20 protein-coding genes are annotated in these 20799 nt (G+C 57.4%); 8 read left to right on the forward strand and 12 right to left on the reverse strand.

What is annotated here, in order from left to right; all coding sequences use genetic code 11:
• The first annotated feature begins 2 nt into the window (after nt 1-2).
• The 8 genes from QT231_RS04520 to glp all read left to right on the forward strand — a co-directional run bounded on the left by QT231_RS04520 (nt 3) and on the right by glp (nt 7765).
• Entirely contained in the window at nt 3-617 is a 615-nt protein-coding gene (locus QT231_RS04520; RefSeq protein WP_308335734.1) for a molecular chaperone TorD family protein, read from the forward strand.
• 96 nt (nt 618-713) lie between these two features.
• Nucleotides 714-926 (forward strand): twin-arginine translocation signal domain-containing protein, encoded by a 213-nt coding sequence (locus QT231_RS04525; protein ID WP_308335735.1) that lies wholly within the window; start codon nt 714-716, stop codon nt 924-926.
• Between the two features lie 24 nt (nt 927-950).
• Complete coding sequence (locus tag QT231_RS04530) at nt 951-3803, forward strand: molybdopterin-dependent oxidoreductase (RefSeq protein ID WP_308335736.1); 2853 nt, start codon at nt 951-953, stop codon at nt 3801-3803.
• Between the two features lie 77 nt (nt 3804-3880).
• Nucleotides 3881-4495 carry a formate dehydrogenase FDH3 subunit beta gene (gene fdh3B, locus QT231_RS04535; RefSeq protein ID WP_007112726.1) on the forward strand — a complete coding sequence of 205 codons (615 nt, stop codon included), beginning with the start codon at nt 3881-3883 and terminating at the stop codon, nt 4493-4495.
• A gap of 11 nt (nt 4496-4506) precedes the next feature.
• Nucleotides 4507-5604: a formate dehydrogenase subunit gamma gene (locus tag QT231_RS04540; protein WP_308335737.1), complete on the forward strand. Its 1098-nt coding sequence runs from the start codon at nt 4507-4509 to the stop codon at nt 5602-5604.
• A gap of 103 nt (nt 5605-5707) precedes the next feature.
• Nucleotides 5708-6040 carry a DUF1244 domain-containing protein gene (locus QT231_RS04545; protein WP_308335738.1) on the forward strand — a complete coding sequence of 111 codons (333 nt, stop codon included), beginning with the start codon at nt 5708-5710 and terminating at the stop codon, nt 6038-6040.
• A 5-nt stretch (nt 6041-6045) separates the two neighbouring features.
• Nucleotides 6046-6567: a molybdenum cofactor biosynthesis protein B gene (gene moaB / locus QT231_RS04550; protein ID WP_308335739.1), complete on the forward strand. Its 522-nt coding sequence runs from the start codon at nt 6046-6048 to the stop codon at nt 6565-6567.
• On the forward strand, nt 6560-7765 hold the full coding sequence (gene glp, locus QT231_RS04555) for a gephyrin-like molybdotransferase Glp (protein WP_308335740.1): 1206 nt from the start codon (nt 6560-6562) through the stop codon (nt 7763-7765). Before moaB ends, glp begins: the two co-directional genes overlap by 8 nt.
• A gap of 19 nt (nt 7766-7784) precedes the next feature.
• On the opposite strand, the gene QT231_RS04560 is transcribed toward glp, so the two are convergent.
• The 12 genes from QT231_RS04560 to QT231_RS04615 form a co-directional block, all read right to left on the reverse strand.
• A complete protein-coding gene (locus tag QT231_RS04560; RefSeq protein ID WP_308335741.1) occupies nt 7785-8192 on the reverse strand; it encodes a hypothetical protein in 408 nt (135 codons plus the stop codon).
• Between the two features lies 1 nt (nt 8193).
• Nucleotides 8194-8754 carry a chemotaxis protein CheW gene (locus QT231_RS04565; protein WP_308335742.1) on the reverse strand — a complete coding sequence of 187 codons (561 nt, stop codon included), beginning with the start codon at nt 8752-8754 and terminating at the stop codon, nt 8194-8196.
• On the reverse strand, nt 8744-10423 hold the full coding sequence (locus QT231_RS04570) for a diguanylate cyclase (RefSeq protein ID WP_308335743.1): 1680 nt from the start codon (nt 10421-10423) through the stop codon (nt 8744-8746). The genes QT231_RS04565 and QT231_RS04570 overlap by 11 nt, the downstream gene beginning before the upstream one ends.
• A 74-nt stretch (nt 10424-10497) precedes the next feature.
• The gene (locus QT231_RS04575; protein WP_308335744.1) at nt 10498-10860 is read right to left on the reverse strand and encodes a response regulator; all 363 of its coding nucleotides are present in this window, start codon (nt 10858-10860) and stop codon (nt 10498-10500) included.
• Between the two features lie 54 nt (nt 10861-10914).
• Nucleotides 10915-13029 (reverse strand): hybrid sensor histidine kinase/response regulator, encoded by a 2115-nt coding sequence (locus QT231_RS04580; protein WP_308335745.1) that lies wholly within the window; start codon nt 13027-13029, stop codon nt 10915-10917.
• Between the two features lies 1 nt (nt 13030).
• Complete coding sequence (locus QT231_RS04585; protein WP_308335746.1) at nt 13031-14452, reverse strand: CheR family methyltransferase; 1422 nt, start codon at nt 14450-14452, stop codon at nt 13031-13033.
• Entirely contained in the window at nt 14449-15516 is a 1068-nt protein-coding gene (gene cheB / locus QT231_RS04590) for a chemotaxis-specific protein-glutamate methyltransferase CheB (RefSeq protein ID WP_308335747.1), read from the reverse strand. Before cheB ends, QT231_RS04585 begins: the two co-directional genes overlap by 4 nt.
• 12 nt (nt 15517-15528) lie before the next feature.
• Nucleotides 15529-17535, reverse strand: coding sequence for a methyl-accepting chemotaxis protein (locus QT231_RS04595; RefSeq protein WP_308335748.1), 2007 nt, complete (start codon nt 17533-17535; stop codon nt 15529-15531).
• Between the two features lie 165 nt (nt 17536-17700).
• Nucleotides 17701-18867 carry a glutathionylspermidine synthase family protein gene (locus tag QT231_RS04600; protein ID WP_308335749.1) on the reverse strand — a complete coding sequence of 389 codons (1167 nt, stop codon included), beginning with the start codon at nt 18865-18867 and terminating at the stop codon, nt 17701-17703.
• Nucleotides 18868-18886: 19 nt separating this feature from the next.
• Nucleotides 18887-19510: a DUF1190 domain-containing protein gene (locus tag QT231_RS04605; RefSeq protein WP_308335750.1), complete on the reverse strand. Its 624-nt coding sequence runs from the start codon at nt 19508-19510 to the stop codon at nt 18887-18889.
• Between the two features lie 26 nt (nt 19511-19536).
• Nucleotides 19537-19950 (reverse strand): DUF350 domain-containing protein, encoded by a 414-nt coding sequence (locus QT231_RS04610; protein WP_308335751.1) that lies wholly within the window; start codon nt 19948-19950, stop codon nt 19537-19539.
• Nucleotides 19951-20019: 69 nt separating this feature from the next.
• Entirely contained in the window at nt 20020-20760 is a 741-nt protein-coding gene (locus tag QT231_RS04615) for a DUF2491 family protein (RefSeq protein WP_308335752.1), read from the reverse strand.
• Nucleotides 20761-20799: the final 39 nt, after the last annotated feature.

Consider the following 20799-nt stretch of genomic DNA (forward strand, 5'->3'; position numbering starts at 1 on the left):
CGATGACGGATGCACTGCCCACGCTTAAAGAAGCGGATGCGCTACGCGCCGATATCTACCGGCTATTAGCCACGCTATTGCGCCAAGCGCCGGACACGGAATTGCTGGATTGGCTGGCTGAGTTGGCTATCGAGCAAGATGGCAGCCGTTTGGCGGAATGCTGGCAAGCGCTGGCCATCGCCGCCCAGAATGCCAACGTAGAGCAACTGCAGAGAGCCCACTTTCGCCTCCTGGTGGGCGTGATTCAAGGTGAAGTGGTGCCCTACGCCTCCTGGTACCGCAATGGCGAATTAATGGAAGCTGCGCTGGTCGCGTTACGTAAAGACCTGAAAGTACTCGGCTTTGAACGCAGTGAGCACACCCGTGACCCTGAAGATCACTTGGCGGCTCTGTGTGAAGTCATGGCGATGTTGATTGACGCCGAAAGCGCAGAGCAGGGCTATTTCTTTAGCCAACATTTAGCGCCCTGGGCGGCCGACTGTTTTGCCGATCTGGGACAGGTAGACACCGCTTTCTATGCAGCGCTGGGGCAGTTAGGTAGCGCTTTTATGCAGAGTGAGCAGGCTCGCTTAAGCGTTGATGTGGGCCACACACCGGTGCGGATCGTTGAACCTTAGCGGAGGCTCCATAAAAAAATTAGTAAAAGCAAAAATCAGCAAAAGCAAAAAAAGCATAAAAAGACCCGTATAAAAAGCATGCAAGAGGAGAAACCCATGCAGCCGTCACAGCAACCATTACATAACCCTGAGCGCCGCCGGTTTATGAAAACCATCGGGTTGGGAACCGCCGCTGCTGGCGCTGCAGCGGCGGTCGGCCATGTCACTCTGGCCCAGGCCGAGACTGCCCCGGTGAAAAACGAAAAACCATCGGTTAACTACCGTGAGACTGATCACGTCCGTGCTTATTACGCCTCGCTGCGTGACTGACGGCGGAATACCAGGAGATTTGCCATGCGCTTAACTCGCAAAACAGACACCCCCAAGGCCTCCGGGCTGGGTATTTCCCGTCGCCAGTTCCTCAAACGCAGCGGTGCTGCCACCGGCGGTGTGGCTGCCGTTGGTTTTATGGGTGCGCCCATGATGCGGCGCTCAGAAGCCGCTGACAAAACACCCGTGCTGGACTCGCCGGTCGAGACCAAACGCACCATCTGCTCCCACTGTTCAGTGGGTTGTGGCGTGTATGCCGAAGTTCAAGAGGGCATTTGGACGAAGCAGGAGCCGGCGTTCGATCACCCCATCAACCGTGGTGCGCACTGCGCGAAGGGCGCTTCGCTGCGCCAGCACGGTCACTCCACGCGGCGCCTCAAGTACCCGATGAAGCTGGTCGCGGGTGAGTGGGAACGCATGAGCTGGGATGACGCCATTAACGAGATTGGCGACAAGCTGCTTGAACTGCGCGAAGAGCACGGCCCGGACAGCGTTTACTGGCTGGGTTCGGCGAAGTTCAGCAACGAGCAGGCGTATTTAATGCGCAAGCTTGCCTCGCTGTGGGGCACCAACAATACCGACCACCAGGCGCGTATTTGCCACTCCACCACCGTGGCGGGCGTGGCGAATACCTGGGGTTATGGAGCGATGACTAACTCGCTCAACGATATGCATAACAGCAAGGCGATTCTGTTCATTGGCTCTAACCCCAGTGAAGCGCATCCGGTGGCGATGCAGCACATTCTGATCGCCAAAGAGCGCAATAATTGCGACATTATCGTGGCCGACCCGCGCTTTACCCGCACCGCCGCCAAGGCCAACAAATACGTGCGTCTACGTCCCGGTTCGGACGTCGCCTATATTTGGGGCTTGCTGTGGCACATCTTTGATAACGGCTGGGAAGACAACGAGTACATCAATCAACGCGTTTACGGTATGGATGAAGTGCGCGCTGAAGTCGCCAACTTCCCGCCCAACGTTGTAGAAGAAGTCACCGGCGTCCCCGAAGCCGAGATGTACGATGTCGCCAAACGCCTCTCCGACAATCGGCCTGGCTGTGTGGTCTGGTGTATGGGCGGCACCCAGCACACCACCGGTAACAACAATACCCGCGCTTACTGCATTCTTGAACTGGCGCTGGGGAATATCGGTGTGGCAGGCGGCGGCGCTAATATCCTGCGTGGCCACGATAACGTGCAGGGGGCGACCGACCTTGGCCTTGGCTGCGACTCACTGCCGGGTTACTACGGTTTGGCGGAAGGTGCCTGGCAGCACTGGGCGCAGGTGTGGGATCTCGACTACGAGTGGCTAAAAGGCCGCTATGACGATACCGAGTACGCCGACGGCAAGCCGATGTACACCGCCGGTATTACCGTATCGCGCTGGGTCGATGGCGTGCTCGAAGAGGACGAAAACATCTCCCAGCGTACCGCGCTGAAAGCGATGTTCTACTGGGGCCACGCGGTTAACTCCCAGACTCGCGGCGTCGAGATGCAAAAAGCCATGCAGAAGCTGGAGATGATGGTCATCGTTGACCCTTATCCCACCGTAGCTGCTGTTATGCATGACCGTAGCGACGGCGTTTACCTGCTGCCAGCGGCGACCCAGTTCGAAACCACTGGAAGTGTCACGGCGACTAACCGTTCGATTCAGTGGCGTGATCGCGTCATTGAGCCACTATTTGAGTCCAAGCCTGACCACGAAATCATGTACCTGTTTGCCCGTAAACTGGGCTTTGGTAATGAGCTGGTCAAGAACTATCAGATGAACGGCGATGAGCCGCTGATCGAAGATATTCTGCGCGAAATCAACAGCGGTATGTGGACGGTAGGCTACACCGGACAAAGCCCAGAGCGTCTCAAAGAGCACCAGCAAAACTGGCACACCTTCAGCTTCGAGAATCTGCGCGCAGAGGGTGGCCCGGCGGACGGTGATTACTACGGCTTGCCGTGGCCCTGCTGGGGTACGCCTGAGTTTAACCACCCGGGCTCGCCCAATCTTTACGATACCAGCGTGCCGGTGATGGAAGGTGGCATGGGCTTCCGTGCCCGTTTCGGTATCGAACGCGATGGCGTTAACCTTCTGGCGGAAGGTTCAGCGCCGGTAGGCGGCGATATCGATGACGGCTATCCAGAGTTCAACGACCAACTGCTTAAAGATTTAGGCTGGTGGGACGACCTTACCGCGGAAGAAAAGCAGGCGGCGGAAGGCAAAAACTGGAAAACCGACCTCTCTGGCGGTATCCAGCGGGTCACCATTGAGCATGGTTGTGCGCCCTACGGCAACGCCAAGGCACGCGCCGTGGTCTGGACGTTCCCCGACCAGGTGCCGAAGCACCGCGAGCCGCTCTACACCACGCGCCGTGATTTGGTTGAACGCTTCCCAACTTGGGACGATTTCGACTCCATCATGCGCCTGCCAACCATGTACAAAACCATCCAGGATCGCGATAACAGCGGCGATTACCCAATCATTCTCACCTCTGGGCGTCTGGTTGAGTACGAAGGTGGCGGGGAGGAGACGCGCTCCATGTCGTGGCTGGCCGAGTTACAGCAGGAGATGTTTGTCGAAATTAACCCGGCGAACGCCAACGATCTGAGTATCAAGGATGGCGACGATGTCTGGGTTGAAGGGGCAGAGGGTGGCCGCGTGAAAGTCAAAGCGTTGGTTACACCTCGGGTCGACCGCAACGTGGCGTTTATGCCGTTCCACTTTGGCGGCATGTTCCAGGGCGAAAGCCTGCGTGATCGTTATCCAGATGGATCGGATCCGTACATCATCGGTGAAGCGGCCAACACCGCGACCACCTACGGTTACGACCCGGTGACACTGATGCAAGAGACCAAGTGCACCATCTGCCGCATTGAGCGGGCTTAAGTTTAATAAGAAAGCCCCGACCGACCTGACAGCACGACGGTGCGGGAGCCATCCCGCACCGGCATGAGGAGAACACCATGGCTCAAATGAAATTTATGTGTGACGCCGAACGCTGCATCGAATGCAACGGCTGCGTCACCGCGTGTAAGAATGCCAACGATGTTGAGTGGGGCATTCAGCGCCGCCGCGTGGTCACGCTCAACGACGGTGAAGCGAGTGAAATGTCCATTTCCGTCGCCTGTATGCACTGCGACGACGCGCCGTGTATGGCCGTTTGCCCGACCGACTGCTTCTACAAAACCGATGACGGCATCGTGCTGCACGACAAAGACCTCTGCATCGGCTGCGGCTACTGCCTCTACGCCTGCCCGTTTGGCGCTCCGCAGTTTCCCCAGCAGGATGCGTTCGGTGAGCGCGGCAAGATGGACAAATGCACCTTCTGCGCGGGCGGCCCGGCCGAAAGCAAAGAAGAGGAGTACCAGAAGTACGGCTCCAACCGTATCGCCGAAGGTAAGCTGCCGCTATGTGCCGAGATGTGCTCCACCAAAGCGCTGCTCGCCGGTGATGCCCAAGACGTTGCGGACATCTTCCGCCAGCGCGTCGTCCATCGTGGCCACAAAGATGGCGCCTGGTCGAATAACCCACAGGCCAGTGCCGACAACCTAGCCTATGATGCTGCCCATAAAGGGTAAGGAGGCGTGTCATGAACCTGTTGACTGCACAGGCGCCCGGTGGGGCGCCGTATTCAGGTAAAGGGCTCGCCCTGATTTGGCGCTTTATGCTGGTGGCGCTTGCTCTAGTGCTAAGCCTCGGCTTCACACAAGTGGCTGTTGCGCAGGCGGATCCTGATCGCGAAATGACCACTGCTGCCCCCGGCATTACCGCTGACCAGTGGCGCCAGGTACGCAGTGGAGAGACCGGGCCTAACTACCGTGATTCACGTGCTGATAGTAACTACAGCCTGATCAATGCAAGCGGTGAAACCTGGCGGCAGATTCGCAACCGCTGGGTGTCGCCGTTTGGTTTGATTGCGGTATTTGGCATGGCGGCGCTGATCGCGCTGTTCTACTTCATCGTTGGGCGTAAGGAGCTTGAGGCGCCGCGTACCGGTCGCCTGCTCTTGCGTTGGACGCTAATGAAACGTGCGCTGCACTGGACGGTAGCGACGCTATTTATCGTTCTGGCGCTGACCGGGATGACACTGCTATTTGGCAAGTTTGTGTTCCGCCCACTGTTTGGCGATGGGGTTTGGGCTTGGATGATTGCGGCCACAAAAGTGCTGCATAACTACCTGGGGCCGATCTTTGGTGTCTTGCTGGTCATACTGCTAGTGAGTTTGATCAAAGAAAATATTCCCAAAAAGCACGACTGGGTGTGGTTTAAGAAGGGCGGCGGCATGATTGGTAAAAAGCATGTCGACGCGGGTTTTGCCAACGGTGGTGAGAAAGCCTGGTACTGGATACTGGCGACGGTCGGTATTCTCGTGGTTGCCAGTGGCTTTGTACTCGACTTCCCCAACTTCGACCAGAGCCGTGACACCATGCAGTGGGCGAATATTATCCACGCAGTGGGTGCACTGGGCCTTACCGCGGTTTCCTTAGGGCATATCTATATCGGCACGCTGGGCACCGAAGGCGCGCTAGAGGGTATGACCACGGGCTACGTGGACGAGACCTGGGCCAAAGAGCATCACAATTTGTGGTACGAAGAGGTCAAAGACCAAACGCTATCGGAACAAGAAGTGGCGGCTCGCAAATCATCGGGCGGCAGTGCTGATCCGTCCGCGACGCGAACCAGTTGATACGTTCGTAATGGTCGCGAAGACACCGCCTTTTGGCGGTGTCTTTTGTTATGCTTCACCTTAAATTACTCAATAACCAAACGTCATTTATGAGAGGAAGGTTATGTCAGCGTTTGATGATTTAGACCCAGCTACGCGCACCGAGCTTGAAGCCGCCGCGTTTCGGCGCCTGCTACAGCATCTGGACGACAACAAAGATGTCCAGAATATCGACCTGATGATTCTGGCGGACTTTTGCCGCAACTGCTTATCCAAATGGCTGGTCAGTGCCGCGGAAGCGCGGGATGAAAGCCTCAACTACGAAGAGGCCCGAGAGTACGTTTACGGTATGCCGTACAGCGAATGGAAGGAGCTTTATCAGCCCCCCGCCACGCCGGAGCAGATGGCCGCTTGGGAAGCTCACCACGCTAAAAAGAAAGCGGCCAAAAAGGGGTGATATCGATGAGTGAGCCAATGGTGCCCCTCAACATAGCTGTCCTCACGGTCTCCGATACCCGCACTGAAGAGACGGATCGCAGTGGCCAAGCATTAGTCGAGCGCTTGACCAGCGCTGGGCACACGCTGGTTGAAAAGCGCATCGTGCCAGATGATGTCTATCGCATTCGTGCGGTGGTAGCCAACTGGATCGCCGATACGGATGTGCAGGTGGTTATTACCACCGGCGGCACTGGCTTTACTGGCCGCGACTCCACGCCTGAAGCTATTGCTGTGCTGCTGGATAAGCGCATCGAAGGCTTTGGCGAACGCTTTCGCCAGCTAAGCGGTGAAGAGATCGGCAGCTCGACCATTCAAAGCCGCTGCCTTGGCGGCCTAGCCAACGCCACGGTAGTGTTCTGCCTGCCAGGCTCAACAGGCGCCTGCCGCACCGGCTGGGACGGCATTCTGGCCGAGCAGTTGGATAGCCGCCACAAACCCTGCAACTTCGCCAACCTGGTCATCCCAGGCCGGGGGCAGCATGGTTGATTTGCAGCCGATATCAGCCGCGCTTGAGGCGCTGCTGGCCGACGTAAACCCAGTAAGTGCAGAGAGCGTTCCGCTGGCAGCCGCTGCTGGGCGTGTGTTGGCCGAAGCCGTCACTGCCCAGTTGGATGTACCGCCGTTCGATAACAGCGCGATGGACGGCTACGCCTTGCGCGCCTCTGATGCCGGTCAGTGGCTGCCGGTAAGCCAGCGTATTGCTGCGGGCACTCCTGCTGTTTCGCTTGCGCCCGGTAGCTGCGCGCGTATTTTTACCGGCGGCGAGATTCCGCCCGGCGCCGACTGCGTAGTCATGCAGGAGCGGGTAGAAGTTGACGGTGAACAAGCGCTGTTACCTGCCGATATTCCGGCAGGGGACAATGTCCGCCGTCAGGGGCGCGACGTGAAGAGCGGCTCTGTGCTGCTCGAAGCTGGGGAACGGCTCGAAGCCGCAGCCCTTGGACACTTGGCAGGCCAGGGGATTACCCAGGTTAGCGTGCGCCGTCGGCCTCGGGTAGCGCTGCTCTCCACGGGTGATGAGATCATCGATCCGGGCACGCCGTTAAAACCGGGGCAGCTCTACAACTCCAACCGACCAATGCTTAAACGGCTGCTAGAGAACTTTGGCGCCGACGTGGTGAGCACCATTAGCGTACCGGATGATTACGACCGCACGGTGGCACTGTTAACGGCAGCCGCGGCTGAGGCGGATTTAGTGGTGACCACCGGCGGCGTGAGCGTCGGCGAAGAGGATCATGTCAAAGCCGCGCTGGAAGCGATTGGCCAGCTCGATATGTGGAAGTTGGCGATCCGTCCTGGTAAGCCGCTAGCGCTGGGCCGTCTGCCTCGCGATGATGGCAGCCAGGCGCGGTTTGTGGGCTTGCCCGGCAATCCGGTCTCGGGGTTTGTCGGTGCTTGGCTGTTTTTACGCCCCTTGCTGGGCGCAATGCTTGGCTGTCCGGTTTTAAAAACATTGCCCACGCTTACTGCCCACGCTGGGTTTGCCACCTCCACCGGGCCCCGGGAACACTATATGCGTGTAACGCTCCAATTCACGCCCAACGGAGTGACGGCAACGGCTTTTGATGACCAGAATTCCGGCGTGCTCTCCTCCTGTATCAACGCCGACGCTTTTGCGGTGATTCCGGCCAATAGCGAAATTGTCGAAGGCGATAAAATCAGCTGTTTATGGTTGGCTGGCTAAGAGCAGGCGCTGGAGAAAGTTAAGGGCTAAGCTTGCGCGCGTCGAGTAGCAGCACTAGCTGCTGTTGGTCGAAGGTGAAGCCGCAGAGTGCGGTTGAAAAACGTCGGGGAAACAGCAATTTAGGCAGCGGGTAAAGTGTGTTAGCCGGCAGTTGCTGAAGCGTAAAATCACCGCTTACGCCCAGTTGCCAAGTGCCGCCGTTGTCACTGACTGTTTGAGCGTCGCGCAGAGTGAGCCAACGACTAGGCGGGGACTCAGGGTCGCTACCGGCGTAGAGCAGCGATTGAGCATTGGCCGTGCGCAATGCCGTAGGGTGATCGGTCATGGCGAGCACATGGCGTGCTTCCAGAGCAGCACGGTAAGGCCCGACGTGAAACAGTACCAGGGCAACCTGGGCTTGTTCATGCGGGTCGCGATGTTGGGGCACCTTACCCCAGCCCCTGTTGGTAGGCGTCGAACAGCGCCTCTGGATCAAGCAGGGCAAGCGCCTGGCGCTCATCCATCTGCCACAGCGCGCTGACATAAGGGCGCAACGTGCCGGGCAGCGTTTCGGGGGGAGCTTGCAGCATGCTCTGGGCGACCTCGCAGACATCGTCAAGCTGCTCGATACGTACGCCGCTCGTAATTCCCGCAGCACGAACTAATAATATCATCCCCTTGGAAGCGCCTTCCGGTGAAGGTAAACCCAGGAGATGGTGCAGGCTAATGACGGACTCGATTTTACCGCGTAAGTGAAGCACACCTTCGGTAGAGTTGGGGAGCCCGGGGACGTAATAGACGGGCTGATCACTGGGTAGAATTTCACTCACCGCGCTGCCGGGCAGCGCAAAACGTTGACCATTGAGCCGGAAGAGCACTAGCTGCTGGGTGGGCTCATCGACATCGACGACTGTCTCCGTATCGCCGTGGGTTGCTAATGCCTCTTCCAAGGTCTGAGTGGCGAACGGCGGGTCATTCGCTGGGTTGTCCCGGGGGTATTCAGCGCTCATCGGCTAACTCCGTCGATATCACTACTTGATTGCGCCCTTGGTTTTTGGCGCGGTAGAGCGCTTGGTCGGCGCTTAAACGCAGCGACTCGGTGGAGGGCAGTGCGGGGAAACTGCTGATACCCACGCTGAAAGTGCAGCGAAAGCGGACGTCACCGGCGTGAAAGTCAACCAGCGCAAAATCCTCGCGCAGGCTATTGATTAACGTGGCCGCTTTTTCGGCATTAATGCCTTTCAGCAGCACGACAAACTCTTCACCGCCATAGCGGCCAATAATATCGGAAAGCCGCAGACGGCTTTTGAGCAGCCTTGCCAAGGTAATGATCACCTGATCACCCGCCAAGTGACCGTGGGTGTCGTTAACCTCTTTAAAGTGATCGATATCGATCATCGCCATGGCATGCTGGCTATTATCACGGTGGGCCTGAGCGAGGGTTTTATTGATCAGCTCGGTGGTGGTGCTGTGGTTATACAGCCCGGTCATGCTGTCGCGGGTCATCAATGAGCGCAGCAGGCGCAGGCGTTCGGCGCGCAGACGCACGGCAGAGACGAGCTCTTCAGGCTGCACGGGTTTGGTAAGAAAAGCTTCAACGCCTGCAGACATGGCGGTAATCTGCTTTTGACTGTCGGTTTCACTGGAGAGATAGATAATCGGTAGCCCCAGGTATTCCGGCTGTTGACGAATAATCGTCGCCAGCTCTTCCCCCGAACACACCGGCATATACACATCGACCAGCACTAAATCGGGGCTAAAGCGCTCCATTGCCGTGAGCGCATCGGCGGGATGATGCACTTGGTGAACACTCATACCGCCCTCTTCAAGCAGCAAAGCGTGGTAGGCAGCCGCTTCGGGCTCATCATCCACCACTAACACCTTCAACGGCTCTTCCACCGCAGGTGCAGTGAGTTCATCCACGGCTAACATCAGATCCAGCGGTTTTACCGGCTTGGTGAAGTAACCACCGCAGCCTGCACGCACGGCACTTAGGCGCGAGTGAAAATCGCTGTGGGCCGATAAGACGATGGCGGGTAGCGCTTGACCGGTCAACTTGTTCAAGCTGGTCAGGGTTTCAGTCCCGGCGGTTTGGCCCTGGGGGAACCGCACATCCATGATCACCGCATCAGGGCGACGAGTAAGCACGGTGTTAAAGAATGTCTCAGTATCGATGAACTGAACGACTTCATGACCAAAGCAGCGCAAGTGATGGATCAACTGATCGACCTGCTCGGGCTCATCGTCGCACAGGTAAATTAACCGCTGGCGCTTATTACGCAGCGGCTCCACTTGGCTGGTAAGCTCGAAGCTGTTGACGGCTGCTAGCGCTTGCTGTTGGCCGTGATGGGAGCGTAGGTGCTGCTGTTCGCGACCCAGATGGAGCAGCAGTTGGCTGATAAACGTATCGATATCGTCACGGGCGGGGGAGGCGTTGAGCGCCTCCTCCGCTTGATCCGCCAGCAGGGCAAGCCGCTCAAATCCCAGCGACCTCCCGGTTCCTTTCAAACTATGAAAGAAGCGGTGCAGCTCCGGTGCGAGTCGCGCCTGTTCTTCGCTCGTCGTACGGCTTTGCTGCCACAGCTCGGCGGTTTGCGCTAAGCGGGACGGAAGCTGCTCAATAAAACGCTCACGTAGCTGATTTAGCTTATCGTGTAGCGTAGGGGCGGGCTTAGACATCAAACTACCTACGTAAGTGATCGAAAGCGGCGATCCATTCCATTATTAATCCATTCCATCACATCCAGTGTTGCTTAGCCGTTGAGTGCCAGTGCCTGTTTCACGGTGGTTTCCAGGTTATCAGCCAGTTCGGCATCTTTACGCAAACAGGCGTTCAGGCCTGGGGTCTGCCGTAGCGTTGCATCCGGGGTGTCGCCGGTGAGTAAAATGAACGGCAGATGATTATCCTGTTCGCGCAACATCTCTAACAGCGCTAATCCGCTGACAAGAGGCATATGCATATCGCTGACGATCAGTTTGATATCGCTATGCGCGTCTAACTGCTCGACGGCCTCCATGGCATCAAAGGCCAGTAAGGTGCTATGGCCCTGAGACTCAAGCAGTGCCGCCGTCATTTCTCCGGCAAGCGGATCGTCGTCTACGACCAGGATATGCATTCCATGACCTCATGGTTGGTGTGGCATTAATGGTGGTGTCAGTAACGCTCACCGTTAGCCCAGTAGGGCCTGGAGCGTCTCTACTAAATTGTTTTGGTCAAAACTACCTTTGACAATATAGGCGTCGGCACCGACCTCAATCCCGCGTCGCCGATCAGCCTCTTTTTCCCGCGAGGTGATAATAATAATTGGCCGGTAACGATAAGCCTCATTTTCGCGCAGTCGGGTAGTCAGCGCAAAGCCATCCATCACCGGCATTTCAACGTCGGTCAGTACCGCATCAAACGGCTCCGCCAGCGCTTTGGCTAAGCCATCGCGACCATTTTCGGCCAGGGTGACGTGATAGCCCCATGCTTCGAGTACGTCTTTTTCTATTTCACGGGTATTCAGTGAGTCGTCGACCACCAAAATGCGTTTTGCCTGCGTGGGTGAGGGGCGCTCATGGCTAGAGCGCTGGACGTTGTGCCGGGTGGTTTCCAGTAAAGCGGGTACGTGGAGCAGGCTTACCAGCGCATTGCGGCCCATGGAAACCATGCCTGAGACCAAGGGTAAATAACGTAGATGCCCAGGTAGTGGCTTGATGACCATATCGTGCTCATCAATCAGAGAATCAATAATCAGGGCGAGCTTCTGGTGCCGTTGATGGACGACCAACAGTAGGGTTTTATCCGTCACGGAAGTCGTGACGGGGAGCCCAAGTAACTGGGCAAGCGATACTACCGGCACAAATTCATTGCGTAAAATCAGCGTGCGCTGCCCGGCGGCATCAATGAAGGCGTGTGATGAGCACTCTACGAGTTCTGATACGTAAGGCGCCGTTACCCCTAGGTTGATGTCGCCGACGCGAACCAGTAGTACCCGCATCATCGCCAGCGAAAGCGGCAGACGCAGAGTAAAGCGCGTACCGCTGCCGCGCTCGCTGGCAAGCTGCAGGTCGCCGTTCAACTCGTCTACCACGGTGCGCTTGACCACATCCATGCCCACGCCGCGCCCAGAGAAGTCGGTAATCATGCTCTTGGTAGAGAAGCCGGGCAGGAATATAAGCTCCAGTGTCTCCTGCTCGCTCAAGGCGTTAAGCTGCTCTTCGTTGACCAACTGCTTGGTGAGCGCTTTCTGGCGCACTACATCAAGATCTATGCCTGCGCCGTCATCGTGCATCTCAACGACTACCCAGTCAGCGTCCTGCCAGGCTTCAATCACCAGCTGTCCACGGGGAGATTTACCCGCGGCCTGGCGCTCGGCAGGTGGCTCTAAGCCGTGATCCAGAGCGTTACGCAGCAGGTGAATCAGCGGATCAGACAGGCGATCAATCATCTGACGATCAAGCTCGATTTCGCTGCCTCGAACGCGGCAGTCGACCTGTTTGCCGAGTGACTGGGCCAGTTCCCGGGACATATGCGCGAGCGGATCAAACACCACGCTTAGCGGCAGCATGCGCATTTGCAGTGCCCGGTCATGTAGGTCGCTCATCAGCGAGTCGTGGCTTAAAACACTATCTTTCAGATCACGGTGAAAGGCGTGAAAGGGCGCCTGCTGCTCGGCAGGGAGTGAGGTGCTTAGCGCTCGGGCTTGATCAACCAGTGTGTGTAAGTGGTGGTGGCCGGAAAGCACTTCGCCCATTAAACGAATAACATCGTCCAGTCGATCCAAGCGAACCCGCACAGTATCGCTGAGGCGAAGTTCGCTCTCGGTCACCAGCGCCGCGGAGGAGGGAGGTATCGAGGTCGCAGAGGAAGGCGCGAGCGTAGTTTGGGGGCTGGGCGGGGCGGTAGCCTGACCATGGGCAGCGTTTTCAAGGGCACTACACAGTGCCTCATCAGCCGCGGGCAAGTCATCACCAGACGCCCCTTCAGCTAGCCGGCTGACCAAGTCCGCCAGCCCGTCAACTGACTGGCTGAGCAGGCTGGTAACCGCTGGCGTTGCACTTAGAGTGCCATCGCGCAGCGCGCTGAGCAGTTCTTCAGTGCTATGCGCCAGCGCGGTAATCGGCACCAGCTTGAGCATCCGCGACGAGCCTTTCAGCGTATGCGCTGCGCGGAACAGCTCGTTGATCTGCTCGCGATCAGCATGGCCCTGTTCCAGAGCGCTGATGCCTTCGCGCAGCCGGGGCAGGTGGTCGGCCGCTTCTTCCACAAAGCGCTGTATAAAGCGGCGAATATCCAACGCCATATCAACCCACTCCCTGTGTGGTACTGGTTGATACCAGTGTGGTGTTGCCCGCCTCTAAATAACGTTCGGCAAGAAAGCGTGCATCGCCTGGTGGTAGCGGCGGGGCGATCGTCTCTAACCCACCATCGGAGGTGGGCGCGGCGGTCAGTAAACGCACCACTGCGGCATAGCGCTGCCTGCGCTGTAGGGGCTCGTCGCTCAGCTCGCCCTGGCGATAAAGCTCCGCTAAGTAGAAATGCGCGGGCCAGCACTCGGGGGCGACGTAAATGGCCCGCTTGAAATAGTCGTAGGCATGATGGGGCTGCTGCTGCCAACGGGCGACTAACCCGGCCAGCACCAGCGCATCGGTCGACCACGGCTGTTGCTTAAGCAACGCCTCCAGTAGCGTAGCGGCGTCGTCAAAGGCATTTTGATTCAGCAACCGCTGGGCGTTTTGCAACGGATGGTTAATGCTGTCCGTTTGTGCCTTCTCCGTTGCCTGTTCACATGATGGCGCTGCGGGGGCTAAAGCGCCGCTACTGGCTAGCTCTAGGTCGTTGCCCGCGCTATCGCCGATACCGCCATCTGACTTATCGCCCATGGGTAGAGGGGGTTGATGGGAAACTGTTGGCACGGCCGTGGGCGGCTCTGCACGGCGAAAGTAAAAGACGCCTTCGGCTTCGACCAGTTCAAATACGCCGAGATCATTGCCCATGGTTTCGGTGACGCCGCAGAGTAAAATGCCATTCGGCGCCAGTAACTGGCCAAGCTGTTGATGAATGCGGCGCCGTGTCTGCTGATCAAAGTAGATCGATACATTGCGAAATAGAATCACATCAAAGGGGCCGCCAGGGCTGCTCTCTGCAGCGTTTAATAGGTTAAACGGGCAAAAGGTTACCCACTGGCGCAACGATTCGTGAAGCTTAAAGCGCCCCTTGTAGGGACTGAAGTAGCGCGCTTTGAAGTCAGCAGAGAGCGCGCGAAACGCCATGCCGCCATAAACCGCTTGGCGCGCCTTGGCGAGCACTTGATGATCCAGGTCGCCACCCGTGAGGTTAAATAGTGCTTTGGCCCGCTCGCCAAAGCGCTCAAACAGCATCATCGCCACGCTATAGGGTTCTTCGCCGGAGGAGCAGCCCGCGCTGAAGATGGATAGCGGCGGGTCACCGGCCGCTAAACGCTTGGGCAAATAGCGGTTGACCAGCCAGTTCAAGGCATCCGGTTCGCGATAGAAATAGGTTTCGTTAACCGTTAACTGGCTGACGAACTGATCGAATAGCGCAGCGTCGCTGGTTAATTGTGTGAGCAGTTGAGCGGTATCGGTGAGCCCCGTTGATGCTTGTAAGCTGGCCATCGCCCGGAATAGCCGCGCTTCGGCCAAGCCTTCCAGGTGTAAGCCGCAGCGTTGATGCACCAGCGCCTTAAAAGGGGCAAAGGCGCTCATGCCAAGGGCCCCGGCCGGCTATCCAAATAGCCGCGCACATCGCGCAGCAGCCGATCCGGAAGGCTATCAAGGGGTAATTCATACTGTATGACCCCGGCTTTAACGGCTTCCTGGTTCATGCCGTAAATCACTGAACTGGCTTCATCTTGCGCGAAAGTAGTACCGCCTGCCTGATAGATAGCCCGCATACCATTCACGCCATCACGGCCCATGCCAGTCAAAATGATGCCAATCGCATCACGGCCATAGACTTCCGCAACGCTTTGTAGCAGCACATCGCAACTGGGGTGGTATAGAAATGTCTCAGGGCTGGATTGAAGCTGAAAACGGTGGCGGGGGGACACGCATAAATTACGCTCGGAAGGTGACAAATAGATATGCCCAGGGCGTAGCTGCTCGCCCTCTTGGCCAACACTCACCGGCATAGCACACAGCGATGCCAGCCATTGTGCCATGCCATCGATAAACCCATGGCTGATGTGCTGGGCGATGACGATGGGCGCTGGGAATCCGGTGGGCAGCGTTCGCAACAACCGCACTAAGGCTTGTGGGCCGCCAGTTGAGCAGGCGATCGCCACCACATGTTGAAAGTTGCGCGGCACTCCTTGTGGGGTGGCGGGTAGGGTAGGCAGGGAGATGATCGGCGCTGGCGTCATGCTGCGGCGTCTTAGGCGAGTGATCACCGCGACACCGGCCAGCAGGCGTACACGCTCCAAAAGGCGATCGGCGTCAGCCCCTTCCAACGTGGGTTTAGGCATGACTTCCAGCGCACCCACTTCAAGGGCTTGATAGGCCGTTTGCGCATCGGAGCGGTCGCTGACCACCAGGATGGGCACGCCTTTGTGATACATGATCTCTTCGATGGCGCTTAGGCCATCCATCACCGGCATGTTGAGATCCATGGTGATCAGCTGCGGTGCAAGGCGTTTGGCCAGCGCCACCGCTTCGCGGCCGTTAGTGGCTTCACCCACGATCTCAATATCACCGTCTCGGCTGAGGATATCGCGTAGCACGTCGCGGGCTACTTGGCTGTCGTCGGCAATGACTACCCGAATTGCACTCATTCGGTATCCTTATCAGCGGTTATTATTTGTTAGGGTAAACTCCTGCACCAGCGCGTTGAGCTCCGCCGACATATGGATCATATCCTGGCTGATATCGGTAATGCTGCGCACCGAGTGCGCGTTGCGAGAACTGGCCGTATCGATATCGCGCAGCGCCATCACCACCTGACTGCTGGCGGTTTTTTGCTGCTGTGTAGACAGCGATATCTGCTGGGCCGCGCTGCTGGTTTGGCTCGCTGCCTTAAGTAGCGCCTCCAGATCCTGGGCAGTGCTCATGCTTGCTTCAACGCCCTGCTCGATTGAGGAGGCGCCTTTTTCAGAAGCCACCACTAAGCGATTAATCGCCGTCTGAATATCATCGGTATGCGCTTCAATTTCTTGGGTAGAGTCGGTCACGCTGTCAGCCAAGCGGCGTATCTCGCTAGCGACTACCGAAAAACGTCGGCCCGACTCTCCCGCGCTTGAGGCTTCCAAAGCGGCATTAAAAGCGATCAACTTGGTCTGGGCAGCCAGGGTGTTGATCAGCTCCATCACCTTGTTAATCTGCTTGGATTTTGCCCCCAGCGTCATGATCTCGGTCAGGCTCTGCTCGCTGTCGCTGCGGATATCCTGCATCTTTGACTGTAGCAGTTGCATGGCCGCACTGCCTTTACGGCTGCGTTCCAGGGTTTGGTTAGCCACGTCGACCACCGACTGTGAGTGGTCGGCGATTTGGGTCGATGACGTAGAGAGCTCCTCCATGGTGGAGGTGATTTCCGCCACCGAAGAAGCCATCTCTTCCACCGCGGCGGCCATGGTTTGGCTCGCTTCATGGTCAATATCGCTGCCGTGCACACCGGAAAGCCCGGCCGTTTGTGCCAGCCGGTCGGCAACTTGAGTTAGCGCTTGTGCGTTCTTGGCCACCGCTGCAATAGCGCGGGAGAGGCGCTCAAGGAGTTCGTTGGTTTGATTGGCCAAGTCGCCAAGCTCGGCTTTGTCGTCGGTGCTGACGCGCCGCGAAAGATCCAGGCTGTGGGTGATGTCTTTTAGCTGGCGCTGGAAATCAATCAGAGGGCGGATGAGGCTGCCGGTCAGCGGGTAGAGCACCAGCAAGCCGACGAGCAGAATGAGCAGGCCGATACCGCTGGACTCCAGGAAGCGCTCACGGGTAGACGCCAGGTACGCCTCTTTATCGACCTCAACCATCAGATAGCGCTGCAGCTCGGGTAGCCAGCGTGTGCTAATCAACAGAGTCTGGCCGTCGCGCTCGATCTCTTGTACCTGAAGCTGTTCATCACGCAGAAGGCGCTGCGAGGCCTGCTCCGGTAAAGGCTCCGCAGCAGTTTCGCCGCTGCGAACAAGCAGCTCTCCCTCAGCGCTGAGCAGCGAGGCGTGACCGGTGTCACCTAGGCGAAAATCATCGATCAAGCTGGCCATTTGGGAGAGATCAAGTCCTGCGCCAGCCACTACCAGCGGTCGACCATTGGCGGCATTGACCGCGCTGCGGTAATTGACGTACACAAAGGCATCATCGGGAGAAAAGGTGTCGCTATCTAAATTCAGCTCGTAAGCGTTGTCGCTGTCGGTAAAATCGTAGTACCAGTCATCTTCGCTGCCGGGCGGCTGGATTGTTCGTTGAAGAAATTCACCGTTGCGTAGTTGGAAATAGTAGCCCCGCCCCTGGTACTGGGCGGCGATAAAAACCAGCTCGGTATCTAACTGCGCCATAAGGCGCGCTAAGTAGCTGGCGATATCGTTTTGTCGCTCTTCGGGCAGACCGTCGCGAACCCACTGCTCAATAAAGTAGCTATTGGCCAGGCTTTCGGAAATGGCAAGATCCTGGCTGAGGTTAAGGTTTATATGCGCGGCTAGCCCTTCGACCTGTGCTGGTAGCTCTTGATTAAGCAGGTTATCCAACCGTGCTTGGCTGTGGGAGCGCGCTTGAAGATAGAGCGCCAGGAGCATTGCCAGTGCTAAGACGATCCCAAAGGAGAGAAATAGCCGAAGCCGTAAAGGTAGGGATTTCCAGCGCGCCATCATGTTCGCCGTTGCTCCAAAGTAAACGTGGCCCTAACGACGCTGCTCAATAGCGCTCAGGGTGAGAGGTAGAGTGATACTTACCACTCTACTTAGGGTAGTGGCAACGATTTCAGCTTTTTTTGTGAGGGCTGTCTAGCGTGGATAAGCGTGTTTTGGTACTTGCGTTTACACGATCGCGTGGGGGACAAAGCAGGAGGAGTCTTTGGTAATGCGGCCGACGTCTTCGCGAATGCCCATACCGCAGGCTCGGTCGCCCACTACCCAACTGCCGATTAGCGCATGGTTGTTACCAAAGCGGGGCATGGGGTGATACGCCTGGCGAATCCAGGGGCTGTCAGTGTAGGGGCCGTCCACCGCTTCGCGTTGACCGGCGGGGGTGATCAGCTCTACGTTGCTGCCTTCTCGGGAGAAGAACGGTTTACGCACCCAGCCCGCAGGCAGCGGTGGGCTACTGGCATTCTCGAAAAACGCCGGTAGTAGATTGGGGTGGCCCTCAAAGTGTTCCCATAACAGCGGCAAAATCCCCTTGTTAGAGAGAACCGCTTTCCAGGGTGGCTCAAACCAGTGGGTGTTTAGCTGGGGGATAATCTCGCCGAAGTCGTCGTCGGCCATCTCCTCCCAGGGGTAGAGCTTGAACAGGGCGTGGATGGGCTGGTTATCCAGGTCGACAAAGTGTTCAGTGCCAGGATTGATGCCAATATCTTCCATATAGATAAACGGCGCCTTGAGGCCCGCTTGCACCGCTACATCCTGCAAGTAGTGCACGGTGGCACGCTCTTCGGCGTTATCTTTAATGCAGGAGAAATACAGCGTACGGGCGTCAATGCGGTCGCCAAGGTGCGCCATGGCATTGATGAGGCGCTCCTGAATCGAATTGTACTGATCCGCGTGGCGGGGCAGGATGCCCTGGGCGATGGCTTGTTCAAGCCATACCCACTGAAAAAAGCCCGCTTCGTAAAGCGAAGTTGGGGTGTCGTAATTGAGCTCCAGCAGTTTTGCCGGGCCGTCGCCGGAGTAGGCGAAATCCATCCGCCCGTAGAGGTGCGGCTGACCTGACTTCCAGGAGTTGTGGATGCTGTCCCACATATGCTCAGGTAGCGCCAAGCGCTGCATAAGTGCATTGGAGTGGCAGACCTTATCGACCAACTCCATGCACATCTCATGCACTTCCTCGGTAGGCGCTTCGATGTCGCGCTCCACCTGCTCTAGGGTGAACTGGTAGTAGGCGTCCTCTTTCCAGTAGGGCTCCCCGTCGATGGTATGAAAATGAAAGCCCAGCTCATGGGCGAGGGCTTTCCAGTTGCTTCGTTCAGGGATATCGATTCGCAGCATGGTGACCTTTGCTGGCGGCTCAGGAGCCCCAGCCACCTCGTGCGGAGGAGCGCGAGCCAAAGCCCCGGCGCTGAGACGCGGCTTGGCGATTCTGTACCACTGAGCTGCGCATCGCCTCGTTACGCTGGGTGACGCGCTGGGTGGCCTGGTTCGAGGCGGTGTTCCAGTTGCCCTGATTCTGGCGGTTGCGGTACACCGGCTCCTGGTACACCCGCTCGAAGGAGCGTCCACGGTTGGTATTGGACATCATGCTGCCGACCATATAGCCCATCATGGCGGGCATGAACCAACTGCCACCGGTGCTACCTGTAGCTGCTTGAGACTGCTCTTCGGTTGGGGCAGTACAAGCGCCTTGACCATTTTCAGCTTCGCACTCCTCAAGGGTGCTATAGCGTGGCACCTCTTTCAGAGAGGCTTCGTAGGCGTCTTCGCAGGCGCTGCGGGTATAGACGTTCTCCGCCACGCAATCCTCGACGCTTTGAAAACTGCGCGGCTGATCGAACTCTATATCGGTGATTTGCTCTTCCTGGGGCGGTTGGCCACAGGCGGTAAGACCAAAGGCGCTGGCGCCCATCATCGCCAATGACAAACGCCCGCTGCGCTTGCGGCGTGGCAAATGAGGGGTGTGATCGTGTTTAGACATGCGGGCTCTCCTTTACCACGTCGTCGTTACCAAGTCATCGAAGCGGCGTTGAGTAAGCCGACTGCCACGGCCACGCTGGCCATCAAAATGCCGTAGGCCTGATGGCCTTCGGTGATATGCTGCGAGAGGCTTTCACCCTGTTTACGCAGAAACAGCTTCACCGCGAAGAAGGTAGCCAACTGAACGATAAAGGCCACCACACCCCAGAGCACAAAATCGATAAAGTTGATCGAGTGCGCCATCGCGCTGTATAGCGGAATTGTAAAGCCCAAAATAGAGCCACCGTAGGCGGAGGCCGCCGCTGCGTTACCTTCACGAATCAGTGTCCACTCGTGGTGTGGAGTAATACGGCTGTAGCAGTACATAAAGGCGGCAAGTAGTAGAATCGCTGTCACTAGATAAGCAAGAAATGACGGCAGGCCGTAGAGATAATTCACCATGGGGGCAGTTTCCTTGTATTGCTCTTGAATTTATAGCGCTTAAATTTAGCGTTAAAAACAGCTGACAGATTACATTGCGTCGATATCAACGGAGGCCACATCCACGCCCACGTTGTGCACCACCATAAAGCTGCCTTCGCCATCGTTTTCAGCGCTCAACAGTAAGTACTCCATCCGCTCAGCGCCTTCGATGGTGCGCTCATAAAGCATCGCATGATGAGTCACTAGCCTTGCAGCCACGCTCTCGGTGGTCATTACCTGCTCTTCAAAAACCACCGGCGGCGACCACAGGCTGTCTCCATTACCCCATACCCGCTGGTAGGTACAGCTGCGTGCTTCGTCACTGGTCGAGGTAAGCGTGACGGTCTGCGCGCCGATGCTGTCGGGCAGTTTGTCGTCACCGTTAATCAACTTATCGCCGTTTATCAAATTATCAAATTCGGCATCCGAGAGATGGGCAACACGGTAAAAGTCGAACAGCTTATATTCAAGCACCTGGCCATGCTCGATATTGGCCTGCAGCCAGGTGTCGTTATCCAGATAGAAACGTACCAGCTGCGCCCCTTGGCCAAGATCGACGTGCCCCACGGCTGCAATATGATGGTAGGCGTCGTCGTCCCAGCGAAACAGCGCATCGGGGTGGGCGCGCAGGCCAATCAGCTTGATATTGACGCGCCCATCCAGGCGTAGGCCCTCAAGGTCTTCCTGGCTGATGCCCATGGGCAGGCCCGCGGCTATCGGTCGGCCTGCATCGGGCTCGGGTGGCTTCTCCGTGGTAGCGCGAAAAAGTGCCTTGAGGGTGTTAAACATGGCCTGGCTCCCCAGTAAATTTAAACGCTGACTTACGCT

The organism is Halomonas sp. SpR1 (assembly GCF_031010175.1).
GTDB lineage: Bacteria > Pseudomonadota > Gammaproteobacteria > Pseudomonadales > Halomonadaceae > Vreelandella.

Coding starts and splice junctions, on each gene's coding strand:
- QT231_RS04525 (WP_308335735.1), top strand. CDS start 714: ATGCAGCCGTCACAGCAACCATTACATAACCCTGAGCGCCGCCGGTTT.
- moaB (WP_308335739.1), top strand. CDS start 6,046: ATGAGTGAGCCAATGGTGCCCCTCAACATAGCTGTCCTCACGGTCTCC.
- QT231_RS04570 (WP_308335743.1), bottom strand. CDS start 10,423: ATGTCTAAGCCCGCCCCTACGCTACACGATAAGCTAAATCAGCTACGT.
- QT231_RS04545 (WP_308335738.1), top strand. CDS start 5,708: ATGTCAGCGTTTGATGATTTAGACCCAGCTACGCGCACCGAGCTTGAA.
- QT231_RS04605 (WP_308335750.1), bottom strand. CDS start 19,510: ATGTCTAAACACGATCACACCCCTCATTTGCCACGCCGCAAGCGCAGC.
- QT231_RS04520 (WP_308335734.1), top strand. CDS start 3: ATGACGGATGCACTGCCCACGCTTAAAGAAGCGGATGCGCTACGCGCC.
- QT231_RS04595 (WP_308335748.1), bottom strand. CDS start 17,535: ATGATGGCGCGCTGGAAATCCCTACCTTTACGGCTTCGGCTATTTCTC.
- fdh3B (WP_007112726.1), top strand. CDS start 3,881: ATGGCTCAAATGAAATTTATGTGTGACGCCGAACGCTGCATCGAATGC.
- cheB (WP_308335747.1), bottom strand. CDS start 15,516: ATGAGTGCAATTCGGGTAGTCATTGCCGACGACAGCCAAGTAGCCCGC.
- QT231_RS04580 (WP_308335745.1), bottom strand. CDS start 13,029: ATGGCGTTGGATATTCGCCGCTTTATACAGCGCTTTGTGGAAGAAGCG.
- QT231_RS04530 (WP_308335736.1), top strand. CDS start 951: ATGCGCTTAACTCGCAAAACAGACACCCCCAAGGCCTCCGGGCTGGGT.
- QT231_RS04610 (WP_308335751.1), bottom strand. CDS start 19,950: ATGGTGAATTATCTCTACGGCCTGCCGTCATTTCTTGCTTATCTAGTG.
- QT231_RS04540 (WP_308335737.1), top strand. CDS start 4,507: ATGAACCTGTTGACTGCACAGGCGCCCGGTGGGGCGCCGTATTCAGGT.
- QT231_RS04565 (WP_308335742.1), bottom strand. CDS start 8,754: ATGAGCGCTGAATACCCCCGGGACAACCCAGCGAATGACCCGCCGTTC.
- QT231_RS04585 (WP_308335746.1), bottom strand. CDS start 14,452: ATGAGCGCCTTTGCCCCTTTTAAGGCGCTGGTGCATCAACGCTGCGGC.
- QT231_RS04600 (WP_308335749.1), bottom strand. CDS start 18,867: ATGCTGCGAATCGATATCCCTGAACGAAGCAACTGGAAAGCCCTCGCC.
- glp (WP_308335740.1), top strand. CDS start 6,560: ATGGTTGATTTGCAGCCGATATCAGCCGCGCTTGAGGCGCTGCTGGCC.
- QT231_RS04575 (WP_308335744.1), bottom strand. CDS start 10,860: ATGCATATCCTGGTCGTAGACGACGATCCGCTTGCCGGAGAAATGACG.
- QT231_RS04615 (WP_308335752.1), bottom strand. CDS start 20,760: ATGTTTAACACCCTCAAGGCACTTTTTCGCGCTACCACGGAGAAGCCA.